Origin of the sequence: Clostridium sp. MCC353 (assembly GCF_018785315.1) — a bacterium.
Classification (GTDB): domain Bacteria; phylum Bacillota; class Clostridia; order Lachnospirales; family Lachnospiraceae; genus CHH4-2.
The window spans coordinates 655-14,095 of the sequence record NZ_WQPN01000152.1; the positions used below are offsets into that span (position 1 = coordinate 655).

General features: G+C 45.2%; 14 protein-coding genes. 4 read left to right on the forward strand and 10 right to left on the reverse strand.

Annotation, left to right across the window (positions count from 1 at the left end; all coding sequences use genetic code 11):
* Nucleotides 1–161: 161 nt before the first annotated feature.
* Both GPL15_RS23225 and GPL15_RS23230 read right to left on the reverse strand, forming a co-directional pair.
* Nucleotides 162–1,565, reverse strand: coding sequence for a L,D-transpeptidase family protein (locus GPL15_RS23225; RefSeq protein ID WP_215701063.1), 1,404 nt, complete (start codon nucleotides 1,563–1,565; stop codon nucleotides 162–164).
* 321 nt (nucleotides 1,566–1,886) lie between these two features.
* Nucleotides 1,887–2,135 carry a hypothetical protein gene (locus GPL15_RS23230; protein ID WP_215701064.1) on the reverse strand — a complete coding sequence of 83 codons (249 nt, stop codon included), beginning with the start codon at nucleotides 2,133–2,135 and terminating at the stop codon, nucleotides 1,887–1,889.
* Nucleotides 2,136–2,298: 163 nt separating this feature from the next.
* On the opposite strand from GPL15_RS23230, the gene GPL15_RS23235 reads away from it, so the two are divergent.
* Entirely contained in the window at nucleotides 2,299–3,048 is a 750-nt protein-coding gene (locus tag GPL15_RS23235; protein WP_215701065.1) for an ABC transporter permease, read from the forward strand.
* A 28-nt stretch (nucleotides 3,049–3,076) separates the two neighbouring features.
* On the opposite strand, the gene GPL15_RS23240 is transcribed toward GPL15_RS23235, so the two are convergent.
* The 4 genes from GPL15_RS23240 to GPL15_RS27825 all read right to left on the reverse strand — a co-directional run bounded on the left by GPL15_RS23240 (nucleotide 3,077) and on the right by GPL15_RS27825 (nucleotide 5,975).
* Nucleotides 3,077–3,412 carry a type II toxin-antitoxin system RelE/ParE family toxin gene (locus tag GPL15_RS23240; protein ID WP_215701066.1) on the reverse strand — a complete coding sequence of 112 codons (336 nt, stop codon included), beginning with the start codon at nucleotides 3,410–3,412 and terminating at the stop codon, nucleotides 3,077–3,079.
* Between the two features lie 8 nt (nucleotides 3,413–3,420).
* A complete protein-coding gene (locus GPL15_RS23245; RefSeq protein ID WP_215701067.1) occupies nucleotides 3,421–3,582 on the reverse strand; it encodes a hypothetical protein in 162 nt (53 codons plus the stop codon).
* Nucleotides 3,583–3,981: 399 nt separating this feature from the next.
* Entirely contained in the window at nucleotides 3,982–5,850 is a 1,869-nt protein-coding gene (locus tag GPL15_RS23250; RefSeq protein ID WP_215701068.1) for a recombinase family protein, read from the reverse strand.
* A 2-nt stretch (nucleotides 5,851–5,852) separates the two neighbouring features.
* Nucleotides 5,853–5,975: a hypothetical protein gene (locus tag GPL15_RS27825; RefSeq protein WP_275950527.1), complete on the reverse strand. Its 123-nt coding sequence runs from the start codon at nucleotides 5,973–5,975 to the stop codon at nucleotides 5,853–5,855.
* 175 nt (nucleotides 5,976–6,150) lie between these two features.
* Here GPL15_RS27825 and GPL15_RS23255 point away from each other — a divergent pair, with 175 nt between their 5' ends.
* Nucleotides 6,151–6,420 (forward strand): DUF932 domain-containing protein, encoded by a 270-nt coding sequence (locus tag GPL15_RS23255; protein WP_252198589.1) that lies wholly within the window; start codon nucleotides 6,151–6,153, stop codon nucleotides 6,418–6,420.
* 190 nt (nucleotides 6,421–6,610) lie between these two features.
* Entirely contained in the window at nucleotides 6,611–7,222 is a 612-nt protein-coding gene (locus GPL15_RS23260; RefSeq protein WP_215701069.1) for a hypothetical protein, read from the forward strand.
* A gap of 712 nt (nucleotides 7,223–7,934) precedes the next feature.
* Here the strand turns inward: GPL15_RS23260 and GPL15_RS23265 are convergent.
* The 4 genes from GPL15_RS23265 to GPL15_RS23280 all read right to left on the reverse strand — a co-directional run bounded on the left by GPL15_RS23265 (nucleotide 7,935) and on the right by GPL15_RS23280 (nucleotide 12,199).
* Nucleotides 7,935–8,261, reverse strand: coding sequence for a protein kinase (locus GPL15_RS23265; RefSeq protein ID WP_346345030.1), 327 nt, complete (start codon nucleotides 8,259–8,261; stop codon nucleotides 7,935–7,937).
* A gap of 42 nt (nucleotides 8,262–8,303) precedes the next feature.
* Nucleotides 8,304–9,944, reverse strand: a complete 1,641-nt coding sequence (locus tag GPL15_RS23270; protein ID WP_215701071.1) for an AAA family ATPase — start codon at nucleotides 9,942–9,944, stop codon at nucleotides 8,304–8,306.
* Nucleotides 9,945–10,294: 350 nt separating this feature from the next.
* Complete coding sequence (locus GPL15_RS23275; protein ID WP_215701072.1) at nucleotides 10,295–10,777, reverse strand: amidase domain-containing protein; 483 nt, start codon at nucleotides 10,775–10,777, stop codon at nucleotides 10,295–10,297.
* Nucleotides 10,778–10,987: 210 nt separating this feature from the next.
* Nucleotides 10,988–12,199: an enolase C-terminal domain-like protein gene (locus GPL15_RS23280; RefSeq protein ID WP_215701073.1), complete on the reverse strand. Its 1,212-nt coding sequence runs from the start codon at nucleotides 12,197–12,199 to the stop codon at nucleotides 10,988–10,990.
* A 459-nt stretch (nucleotides 12,200–12,658) separates the two neighbouring features.
* Here GPL15_RS23280 and GPL15_RS23285 point away from each other — a divergent pair, with 459 nt between their 5' ends.
* Nucleotides 12,659–13,300: an N-acetyltransferase gene (locus tag GPL15_RS23285; RefSeq protein ID WP_215701074.1), complete on the forward strand. Its 642-nt coding sequence runs from the start codon at nucleotides 12,659–12,661 to the stop codon at nucleotides 13,298–13,300.
* The last annotated feature ends 141 nt before the right edge of the window (nucleotides 13,301–13,441 follow it).

The window sequence follows — 13,441 nt, forward strand, 5'->3', positions numbered from 1 at the left end:
CGTCCCTGGAGCCTTAGTTTCACTTACGGCTGGAAGCCGGTTTTCATCGCCAACGAATTCCGCTCCGCCCGGTGTCAAGCCTCCAGGCAGGCCTCCGCCCCCGTCCGTCCTCATTTCCAGGATTCATGGCGTTACTTTTGCGAATATGTTAAATAAAGATTTCAATTATAGCAAATAACAGGCATCCCCTTATAGACCAGGCCATATAGGATGGCTGCCCGGTCAGGCGGGAGATTCACGCATCCGTGGCTGCCGCTTGTCTGATAAATTGCGCCTCCGAAACTGCCCCTCCAGGTCGCATCGTGAAGGCCGATTCCGCCATTAAACGGCATCCAGTAATCCACATGGCTTTCGTATTCGTAGCTGCCGTCCGCCATTTTCCTGCCTCTCAGGATCCGGTCCTGCTCTTTATAGGTTAAACCGTAGATTCCTTCCGGCGTGGTGTAGTTTTTTGACACATTTCCTGTCACGCAGGGGGCGTCCCATACCAGGGTTCCTTCCTGGATCATGTATACATGCTGTCCGGTCAAATCAATTTCCACATAGGTATTTCCCCAGTCTCCCGGCTCTCTGGCTGCTGCTGTTTTTGTATATTGGGGCTCTCTGGACTGGCTCTCACCGGAGAGCAGCATATCCGTAAGGGCCTGCAGTTCTGCGGCCTGATCTATTTTCCAGCCGTAGGGGCCTGTAAGCTCCACGTCTTTTCCCGTACTCGTATGGAATGAGCGCACCGTATCTGCGGTATCATATTTTTCTGCCAGAGCTTTTATGTAAGCGGCGGCTTCCTCCTGATTCACATGAACCTGTCCATCCTGCGAAATGCTCATCCAGGATGCAAACACAGATCCGGGCAGCTCTTCTGTAACCGCCTCGCTGAAATTGTATGTAATCTTCATATCTTTATAACGGTTCATTCGGCTGCAGAGATCCTTTAACTGCTCATCAGAGGCTTTAACGTTTACTTTATTATAACAGCCGGCGGATTCCAGATCGAGATCAGCCTGTCCTGTTTTGAGCGCGCTGCCGATTGCCGTGGACATTTGATCCAAATTCAGGTCATTGCCGTAAATTTCAGGTATGATCGTATAATCCTTTCCCTCTTCATAAGAAGAGATGTGCGCATCCCGGGTTACAGTCACCCCGGCTCCGCTCACACAGAAGAGCTCCTGAATCTGTTCTTCCAGCTTAACCGGATCAAATGTGCCGCTGACTTCCATCACATGGGACGATTGGGCCGCAGGGCCTGTAATCCGTCCACCTGCATTCTGACCGTCTAAAATGGTTTGAAGGCCATCGGGGATGGATGCCTGATATCCAACTGCTGCGCCATTTATGTATTCTTCTTTTCCTTCTTTTGTAATCAGTTTGAGTTTGTAATCATTGGCATAAAATGATGCCAGATGTTCTTCCGCCTCGTCTGTCGTAAGTCCGCTGATTTTAATTCCGTTAACAGTAGTCCCTCCCACAAACCGGGTTTCATCATCTGCAAATGATATTACGCCGGGCATCAGCATAAATGCCATCGCAAATACCATCGTACATACTGCGTTCTTCGTTCTCTTCATGTTCAGCTCCTGACTCTTAATTTGAAACCGGAAGTCATAATCCGGTTCTATCCCTGCTGCTTCTCAAGTTCCAGGGAAATTCTCATCATTTTTAAGTTTCCCATATAGATTACCAAATATCAAAAATTATTACAATGAAATTTTCCAGTCTTTTTCTTAAATCTTTTTCTTAAAATTGTTTATCTTAAATCGGGCCCCACATTTTCCAGAACTCCCAAATGCTTTACAGCGCCTTGTCCCGGATTTGCACTCTTTTTCATTTCCACAGGCTCGGATAACAGGCCAGTCCTGACGACTGCAGGATGGAAAGCCAGTTTACCACTATTTACCATCAATCTCAGTGTCCCGCGAAATAATCGCTAAAACCAGCTCCCGGCTGGTACGGACTGCCATACAGGACAAAACTCTCAGGTACTTGGATTCATCTTTTTTCTTTACTGAATCCCGGATATCCCGCTCCAAACAGGTATGCATATAAGAGCCATAATATTCTTCTGCCGGCATTCCTGTACTCGCAATTACTGCCGGCATACTGCCCGGATAGATTCGGTCGAAGAGTTCAGTAATCACGCACGTATTTCTTGGCGCGTCTGTCTGCGGCGGCAATCACATACAATTACAGCACCCCATACCGTTCAACGCCTTTAAATTGTTTTGCCTCAAAATTGAAGCAAAAATATTTTCTATTCATAAGATAAAGTAAATAGTCACTGCTTTTATAAGGGGGAATTTCATGGAACCACAAAATGAAACTATCATATCGCCTGCCCAACAGGAATATATAGCAAAGGAAAACCTCAGGCGGCGTCAGGTCATGATCTGCCGCGTTATGCTGCTGGTGCTTTTGCTTGCGCTATGGGAACTATGTGCCAGCCTGGGCATTATTAATGATTTTATTTTCAGTTCACCTTCCCGCATCATAACGTGTTTTCTGAACATGGCTATGGACGGAAGTATTTTTGTCCATATCGGCATCACTCTGCTGGAAACGCTGGTCAGCTTTTTTCTGGTCATTGTTATCGGGCTTTTAACCGCAATCCTGCTTTGGACAGGTAAAAGCATTTCTGAAGTTTTAGAACCCTATCTGGTCATGCTGAACAGCCTGCCAAAATCTGCCCTGGCTCCGATCTTAATCGTGTGGCTGGGCAATAATGTGAAAACGATTATTGTTGCCGCTGTCTCCGTCGCCGTTTTTGGTTCGATACTTACGCTGCACACAGGATTTTCCCAAATGGACCCTGACAAGATTAAGCTGATTTACTCTTTGGGAGGTACGAAAAAAGACGTGCTGACAAAGGTACTGCTGCCGGGATCTTTATCTATGATCATCAGCAATATGAAAGTGAATATCGGGCTCTGTCTGGTGGGAGTTATTATTGGGGAATTTCTGGCGGCGAATAAGGGGCTGGGGTATTTGATTATCTATGGTTCGCAGGTGTTTAGGTGGGAGTACATACTGATAGAATATGATATCGTTGAATAACGTGTTGATGATTGGAATGACAGGAATTTTATTCAATACAGCGGATCCGCTTGATGATGGGCTGCCAGTACATCCTGTCCTTTAAAATTCGGATTACAATTACCTTGTCTTCCTGAACGACAAAGAATATGAGATATGTACTATATGGCTTATAATAAACTTCAAAATTCTGGATGCTCAGTCCCGTTTTTGCATATGCTTCTGAAAAAGGGCTTAGCTTAGATATAGAATGCTTCATTTTTTTAGAAAAATCTTCTGCTGTCTCGCGGTACTTAAATGTGGTTAAAATATACTTTTTAATCTCTGCAATATCGCTTCTCGCCTCCGGCGTTAAACGTATCTTATAATTCTTTCGTTCTTCCATAGGCTCTCTTAGATCGCGTCAATCTCCTTCCATGCTTCTTCAATGGTGTACAACTGTCCCTGCTTCATACTTTCAATCCCTCTTTCCAGTTCTGTTTCTAAAGCACGGATTGCATCTGCCTCAGTATAATTTAAATTTTCCGGGCGTTCCGCTAAGTTTGATTTAATCATAAAATAGGCTCCTTTCGTATTTTTAATCATTTTATAGTTTTATTTTAACACAGAATACGTTACTAATCCATGCACTAATTATTATCTATATAGTTATTTTAGGGCGTACAAGATATGCACCACATTTCAGGCGATCCCGATACGCCGTTAGAAAGGCTATGAATCGACTGCCTTTTGCTGCAACTCCGGAAGAAAAGAGTGCATCCGCCACGAAAAGGGCGTTTAAAAAGGCAGTATGCTTTATAACCTGTTCCATGCAATCATATGCTGCTTTGTAGATTCATCCTTGACTGCATATCCAAACGAAGCATACAATAATGGCGTAAATCCATCCGGAATAGCCCGCGCTTTTTTTCAGGGTCTCATAATCCATTTTTTCGCAAAAGAAACAGGAGGCTCTTATCTCAGAACCTCCCACACGCCATGGCCGCCGCGGCCATTAAACCGGATTCTTCCATCCATCCTCAGCTCTTTGATCCGATTCTGGACCAGCTTCAGGGGACGGTCCATTTCCAGAGCAATCTTTCGGGCTGTGGTGGCCGGATTCTCCTTCATGATTTCCACGATTTTCTCCCGGTCCAAATACCTGCCCCGTTCTGTAGACGGCGAAAATGGATAGGCAATTGAGATCCTGAAGTTTTCCGCTGCTATCTCATCGGCCACCATAGTCCCAGCGGCTCCGGCATCCGACAGCCCCATGATCTTAAATGGGTCAAAGCAGATTTCGATATACCACTCATGAACAATGATCTTTTGTATATCTAAAAGCATCTGGGACACGGTCGCCCGCTCAATTCCCCCTGTGCTGAGACGCGCTTTTATCTTCTCAATTCTCTGCTCCAGGCTTTTTATCTCCCATTCCTTCTGTTTAACAGCCTCTCTCTGGCTCCTGAGACTATCCAACTCTTCCTCCATGCTGCGGCTCTTCTTCTGGTAATCCTGATCTGTAATCACCCCGTCCAGCAGTTTGCTCAGCAAAATATCCTTTTGGCGCAGAATTTTTTGTTCCGCCTCTTCCAGCCGCTGGACCCCGCAGTCGGATTTCCGTTCCGACAAAGCGCTCTTCAGCAGCTTTACGGCATGGTTGATGATCCCCTCCTTATCCAGGCTTTTCAGATCATAGTATTGACTGCCCACCTCCTCCAAAAGAGAAAACAAAACGTCCTCTTCCAGATGAACATTATCACAGCCCTCCTGTAACTGTTTTGGTACTTTTCTGACGTTATCCATGCGCCGGTGTGTGTGTCTTCCATGTTCCAAATAGTTGCTGCATTTCCATTCCACCACGATCTCGCTGTTGTCAGCATATCCCCGCCTCCAGGTTCTGTAATATGGGCTTTGGCACTGGCCGCAGATCAATTTCCCAGACAGGTCATACTTTCCTGCGCTGCCGCCTTTTTTGTAGACTCCATTTCTGGAAAAACGCTCCGCCCGTCCTGTCATGGCAAAATTGGCTTGATCCCACAATTCTTCGCTCACAATGGCTGGAACCATATCCGTTTTATAAATCCACTGGCTTTCCGGGTTCCTGATTGTCTGCTTGGTCTCAAAGTCGTAGTGGAAGCGGTTTAAGATCATTACGCCTTTATAGAGGGGATTGCGGATCATTTTGCCTATGAAGCTTCCGCTCAGACTGCCGCCGTTTCGTTTCTTAACACCCTGATTTAGCAGGATATTGGCAATTGTGCGGCTGCCATAGCCAGCGGCGCAGTATTCGTAGATTTGTCTGATCACCTTTGCTTCCGACTCCACCACAGACATTGACCCATCAGGGTTCTTCTTAAAACCATATACTCTGGACGTCAGGATTGGCTTGCCACCATTTTTTTGACGGTTACGGTGGGCGTTGTTGATTTTTTTGCTTAGCTCCCGGCTGAAATCTTCCGAGAGGATTGCTTTAATGCCTGTGATCAGCGCGTCGTCGGCTGTGTAAAATTTTCGGTCTATGTACATGAACAGACGTTTTCCCTGGTTAAGCATCCGGTCGAGGAATAAATACCAGTCTTTGACGTTGCGCATGAGGCGGTCCTGGGATTTTATTACAATCACGTCAAATTTATCTGTCAACAGGTCCTCGAACAGGCGGTTATATTCAGAACGTCCTCTCGTCGTAGTGCCGCTCTTGGATTCCACATACCTGTCCACCAGATACCAACCCTGCTCCTGTACGGAACGCTCGCTTTCCGCTACCTGGTTGCGCAGGGCATCTATCTGGCTTTCCTCCTCGGTACTGCACCTGCAATAAATTGCGGCACGTAGCAGCTCCATCTTCAATTCTCCTCCTTCAGCAGGGCCAGGAAGCGAATTTGCTCATCCGGGTCGATCAGTGATTCGGCCACAAGAAGGTGGGCGATCTGGCCTAAGAGCGCTTTTTCCCGCATTTTGCCTTTCATTTGTATTGCCTCCTCTTGGTTGGACATCTCCGGCATATCATAAACCTTCTGTTTGTTTCTCTTAGTTTTATGATATGCCGGGGTGGATGTCCTTCATTTCTTGTTTTAACGATTTGCAACCCGTGCTTTTCTGCAAATGTGCATTGTACTTACAAGCTCATCCTTTGGTAAATGAATGTACATATCGGAACTGGGAAAGGCCATAGACCGCATGAACAAGATTAAATTATCGAACCGACAGGTATACGAGTATATCGATGCCCTTTTCCCACTGCTGGACAAACCGACAGAACAGCAGAAAAAGAATCTTACGAAAATGAAGGCGTATATGAAGGTACGCTATTTTGACGCCCCTGATTTAAAGCATATAGGCAAAAATGCATACCGATTTGTCAATGTGGTTTCGGATTTTGCAACCCCTGCAAAGCCTGGATCAGGAACATAAGAAAAAGTGCGAAGCTTTGATCGATGATCTGGTGGCATGGGGAGCAGAAGAGCGCAGAACAGTCTATAAAGCCGGTTTCCTGGATGGGCTTTGGTTAGGTAATAAGGCCTTTTGAAAAACATTGAATCAGGTACATAATGGTGATATCATATTGTATGGATAGGTGTTTTGGATGCAAAGGAGGGTCGTGATGAAAGCAGCTTTGAAACAACAAATACAGGAATGTATTAATAAGTGGACGGAAGAAGATATTTATGCGATTTCCTTTTATATTTACTATGCGGCAGATAACCCGACACACCCGGTACTTAAAATAGGATATAATACGGAAAGCAACTGTAAAAAACAGCTTGAGGAACCCACTGCGTGGGGTCCGGCCTCATCAATCGAAGCGAAGTGGAACTATGCTTTCTGGCTTCATAATGAGGAACTGGTTTTTGGCTATGACGGAGAGACAAAACGGATTGTTGAGGCCTGGCTTGATGGCTTAGGGTATCGCCGTTTACAGGATTCTGAACTTTGGGGAGAACATTCTTTCGATGAGGATGTGTTAAGCCTGTATGAAGACGATTTTGGAAAAGTAACCTGCGCATTCATCAGAACCGTTGCAGAAGTGGCAAAAGGGTTTCAGGAAGCCGGCTTTTTAAAAGATGTTTTTCACAAAGAAATACCCATTATTATTCATGATCTGGAATATTCAGAATTTCAGGAATGTTCCATAAAGGTGCTGGATTTGAATATGGAGGTAAACGGCAGCATTCTTCCAGTAGATTTTATTAGGTTTTGTAACGGTGAAGTTTGAATTATAATATTTTCAATGAATTAATAGTGGCAGGGCAAATGAATAAGCAAATTTCTGTGTAAGGATTTTAGAATCGGATAGGGGGATGATTAGCCTGCACCGTCCTTCAGTCCTCTTAAACCTTGCGGCGAGAACCTTGGTGTTCAGCTATATCCTTTGCCGGACGGATTCGAGACTTTCACTCGTTAGAACGTGCGCCCGCCGGACGTACATCAAACCCGGCAGAACCTTTACGTTCTGCCGGGCAATCGTTTTTCACAGTTCAAGACAGATATTCATTTTATCATCCCAGGCTAGAATCACACCACACTATCATAATAAATTCAACCATCCATATAATCCAGCCCACAATCAAATATACTGTAATCAATATCCCTTTTTTATTCCTCTATCCATGTGCAGCCGGTTTGCTATTTTGCGAAAGCTCCCCACAAAATATACCATTCCCAATGTCATCATACCTAATCCAGCAATTCCTATCACGTAATCAATCCACCTGCTTTTCATCCAACAGCATATCAGGAAAAGCATAATCATATAGGCATCGTTTATGATAGCCAATGTCATATGCACTTTATTACCGGTTCTAAATCCGGGAATTTTCTTCAAAATACGTTTTCTAAACGGCCTTCGAATCTTTCTAGCCTCCAGCGCCTCTTCTATATCGTTAACTCCCGCCGCTCCATCTGCGACATACAAATGCACCTTTTAATTATGCTGCTGACCTTAATATCTCCCATGTAAAGCTCCTCTGTCGGCATTTTCCGGTCAGCATTTTATTCAGAATCACCCCGATGCAATAGACGTCTGCCTTCTCATCCGTCTGGAAGAAACCAAATTGCTCCGGCGCAGCATACCCGGCAGTGCCCAATATCTCCGTATCACAGAACTTCTCCTTCTTGTAAATCCGCGCAATTCCGAAATCCGTCGCCTTCACAAGCCCATTTTTATCAATCAGAATATTTATCGGCTTTAAATCCCAATGAATAATCCCCATGTCCATCCGGTATTTAAAACCGTGTTGGGTCTGGGGATCGATTTGATGTTAAAAGATTGTGTTGCTGAAACAAGATAAAATTAATCATGGAATTAAAATCGTCTTATACGCCAAATCACACCGCTTCTTATCATGGGCCATACCCACGCAAAGCACCTCTCCCGACAGCCCCGCATAATACTTCTGCTCAAGGATCTGCTGCAGTGCCTGCTCTTTCAGCTGCTCGATATTCTCCCCCTGTTTAAATTCCACTATTACGCTGGTATTCTTCGGTGACAATGCCTGCAGCGTGATATCGCTGCGCCCATATCCTGCCTCCAGATTGCTCGTGACTTTATATGCGTCCCGCAGTGTTATGCACATGCCAAGGAACAGCATATGATAAGCATTTTCCTTCGCATCCATGTAGCTGGTACAGGAAATCACAATATTCCGATACAATTCCAGAAAACGGTCCATATCTTTATTCAACAAACGAGACAGCATCTGCTGCAAATCAAGTCCATTTATCCCCGATATTTCAGATATTAAAATCTGAAATTCCGACATTACTTCATCGTTGGGAATCCGGACTACTGCCGTATTGGCATCCACGCGCCTGACAGCCGTCAGATAGCCGGAATTAACAAGAAGCCCCCAAAGGCTGTAGTTGCTGTCCCGCTCAATATAGGAAGTTTCAAGTGTCAGCCATACAGGGATTGCCTCACCTTTTATCAGCTTTTCAAAATCCTGCCAGAAATCCCGGTCTGCTGATTCCAACGCCTTGCGCACCAGATAATTCGACGAGGTATTCACCCAGTAATTATCAAGCTCTCCCATATCCGCGTAATTTAAAATGGACCACGGATTGTACATCTCTATTCCGCCAAATAAATATCCGTCATACTTTTTTTGAACCGCTTCATCCAGTTCCAACCCGTAATCCTCTAATATTTTCTTTGTTTCCGGAACAGTGAGCCCAAAATAGGGGGAATATTGCTTGTGCAGCACGGTATAGACCCTGGCATTATTAAACTGAGAGAATATGCTTTCTTTCGCCAGCCTCTGGACTCCGGTCAGTAAAGCCTGCCCCAATGCGGAATTCCCTTTCATAGCGCTGCCATAAAGATTAGAGAAAAATGCCCCCAGCTCATCGTGATAGCCGTATTCATAACTGCTCATGATCGGCTGATCGTATTCGTCGATAAAAAGAAGCGGCCGGATATGGCAAACTTCATATACCACGCGCGTCAGATCTAACAAAGCGCTGGAAAAATAGATATACGAGGAGTTCCTGTCCATCAATATCTCATAAGATTCATAAAACTTTTTTACGGTAAATGAAGTCCGGTCAAACCGGTCCCGGAACAGTTCTTCATAAAATCCGTATACTTCCTGCATAGCCAATTTCAGTTGGTACGTCAGTTCTTCTATTGTCGCGCCCTTACAGTTTTTAAATGTAAAATAGATCACCGGACGGGAATTGATCTGATCGGCATATTCCGTGTCCATAATCGCCAGCCCATCAAAAAGTTCCCGGCTGTCCTTTGTAAAATCAAAAAATTCCCGGAGCATTGTCATATTCAGCGTCTTGCCAAAGCGCCTCGGCCGGGCGATCAGCGCCACTTTGTCATTCATATCCAAAAATTCTTTTATCATCAGGCTTTTATCAACATAATAGCTGTTGCTTCTTCTAATTTCGGCAAAATCATCATTTCCAATCGGTAAAGTTCTCTTTTTTCCCATGTTCCCACTTCCTTTCGATTAGAGTTTCACACCTGTGCTGTTATCATACCACATTTCTCGCTGCCTTTCCACTTTAATCCTTTCACGATACCCAACCATATCACTCTGTTCCTTTACCTCTTTAAAATGGATATGGTGGTAATGAGCATCGTTATCCTCTGCATCGTTTCCGCAATCCTGTATCAGGGTATTACCATCCTGGAAAAGAAAATGCAGTAGGCTGCAAAAACAGCCGAAAAAAAGAACATTCCCCAAAAAGAATCAGATGTAAAAAGCTTTTGATTTTATACGGGAATGTTCTTATTTTATTATTTGCAGACATAGATTTGTGGACTTTTCGCTCCCCGCATCTACCAGCTTCGTACTCCCTTTATATGAAGAAAGCGGGATTTCTCATATTGATAGGAATCAAGAGGACGCATATAGGCGTCGTAACTGTGCGCCGCCACATAAATGCGGTCTCCCTCCACAGCTACAATTACCGGGCTGTGATAAAAACCGTTGGCATTGCCAAGCTGTACAATATCTCCCGGCTGCACCCCGGATTGATCTGTTTCAACTGCATAAGGGCCAACCGATTTGTTATTTACTAAAAAGTTGTAGAGATACTGCACTCCCGTCCAGCTCGGCGTCCGGTCGGAACTGCTGTTGTAATACCAGCCCATCACCGGCGTGTAGTTCATGACACCGCTGCCTGCGTAAATGCACTGCGACGCGTAATTCGTGCAGTCCCCTCCAAAATTTTCAAAATCCAAATACCTTGGGTTCCTGCCCATGGCCCACTTTTTGGCATATTCTAATGCGGCCTGCCGCCGATAGCCTATTTCTTTCATATGATTTGTTTACCTGAGTTCATAGTTTATAATATGATATGATGCGAATAGAAAAAGAGATCCAGTTCCAAAGTGCGGATCATGTTCTCATGTTTCTGATAGGAAAAAGGAAACAGGTCAGCAGAAAAACAGCGCGGCCAATATGGATCAATGGCCGCGCTGTATCTAACTTCTTATATAACTGCTTGATTCAAATTCTTATCTCTCTTTTTATTTACCCGGCCTTAAAATCTCTTTTTTCGCCACATACCCTAATTTTTCCCACAAAGCGAAATCCGGTCTGGTGCCCGATCCAATTTCATTGGACAACAGGAACTTTCCGTCCTTTTCCACCGGCCTTACATCCATCATCTGATACAGCTTGTTCATCAGCGGATACAGGTATTCCACCATGTCCTCTTCCCTGGCGGTGGCGAGATAGTCCGCCGTCTGGTGGGAGAAGCCGCCGGAAGAGAGGGTCAGTCCTGCTTCCAAAGCCTGATCCCGGACGCTCACCCATTCCCGGACTCCGCACAGATTATCCGGTATGGGCTGAAGGTGGGAAACGCCCGCCTTTATGTAAGGATAAAACTGATAACGGTTTCTCATGGATTCACCCATGGAAATGGGCACGGGACATTGAGCGGTCAGCTTTTCCAGTTCCCTGATATCATAGGAATGTACCGGTTCTTCATACCAGGCGATGTTCAAATGTTCCACCCGTTTGATAAATTCCAGAGCGTGGTCCGCATTCCAGAGCTGGTTGACGTCAATGGCGATGGAAGCCTGCTCTCCTAACAGTTTCTGAATATATTCCAATCGCTTCACATCTTCTTCAATATGGGTTCCGAACTCACCGGCTGACTTCACTTTAAAGCAGGTGTAGCCCTCTTTCAGCAGTTTTTCCGCCTCTGCCTTCAGTTCCTCATTTCCCATTATATCCGCGCTGAATCCACTGGCATATACCTTAACCCAGTCTCTCTCAGCTCCCAGAAAACGGTGAAGGGGAAGTCCCGCCCGTTTTGCCATAATATCATGCATAGCCATATCAAAACGGCCTAATTCCACAAATGCAGTGCTGGCGAATCCAAAATTGCGCAGTTTCCAATACAAATCCTGATACCACTCCAGAGGCGTTTTTCGTCCGCCTTCCTGAAGAAGCGGCAGAACCATGTCCGCCATATATTTGGAGCAGGCGACCTGTCCCATAATACCGTTTTCATCCCACAGCGCCAGCCAGCATTGATAAGCGATATAAGGAAATGGGCCTGCCGTAGCGTCAAAAAACGGACGGTCTACGCGGATTGGGTTCAATGTATAAACCTCAATGCGCGAAAACTCCATTGGCTTATTGGCCTCTTCCCAGTATATATCCGGCAGTTTCACCGGATTATCAAATACCGCATCTGTTTTGATTGTCATTCTGTCATCTGCTCTTTCCATAAGAAAACCTCCCTTTTATCATTCAGACGCCGGGGGCGCCCAATCGTTTTTATTGTGAATTGCTGCCTGGATTTTAACGTCTCAGCTTCATTTATGTATGAACCGTTTCACCATCAGCGGTTTTAATATATCACAGCGCATATCAAAAAACAAGCTTCATTTGCCAAACCAGCATGATATACAAAAATGTCTCTGTTCCCTCATCCAAATAACCAGCTTTCCCTTCCGGGGCTTTGTGCAGTTTTACAGGAAAAATGTTAGTAACTGTTCAATCCTCAGAACCTGATGACATTCAAATTTTTAAATGATATAATAGTGAGGTCCAACATGCATCCCCGCCGCTTAGACATTCAACGCTGCACAGAGTGCGGCGCACATCTGGTCGGAAACAACCTTTAACCATACTCGAAGAAAGAAGATCAAAGGTTCAGCAATATATATATTTAAAAGGAGTTATCCATGGAAAATTTAATCATCAGAAATGAAACGGAGAGGGATTATGCCGCCGTTGAACAGATTACACGGAACGCATTTTGGAATTTGAGCAGCCCGGGATGCGATGAACACTATTTAGTCCACATCATGAGGAATCACGAGGATTTTATTCCTGAACTGGACTTTGTTGCAGAACTGGACGGCCAGGTCATTGGCAATGTGATGTATACCAAATCCAGGCTGACCGACGAATCAGGACAGGTAAAGCAGATTCTGACCTTTGGGCCGGTCTGCATCCAACCGGAATACCAGCGGAAGGGATATGGTAAAATTCTGCTGGAACACTCTTTTAGAGCCGCCCTGGAGCTGGGCTATGAAGTGATCGTCATATTCGGCAATCCCAATAACTATGTGGGCCGGGGCTTTAAAAGCTGTAAAAAATTCAATATCTGCCTGGAAGAGGATGTCTTTCCCGCCGCAATGCTTGTTAAAGAATTAAAGCCGGGAATTTTAGACGGGCGCAGATGGTACTATCAGGATAGTCCTGTCTATGATATTGACCTCACCGAATCTCAAAACTTCGATCAGCGTTTTGAGCCCAAAGAGAAAAAATACCAGCCCAGCCAGGAAGAATTTTACATTCACAGCCACGCAGTTATCCGATAGATAAGAGTCAGGCTGCCCGCGTGGTGTTATCCTGGAAGATATCATTGGATATATAAATAGCCGGAACGGGACGGACATTCTGTCCGTCCCGTTCCGTGCTTCCTCGTTCCGTGCTTCCTCGTTCCGTGCTTCCTCGTTCCG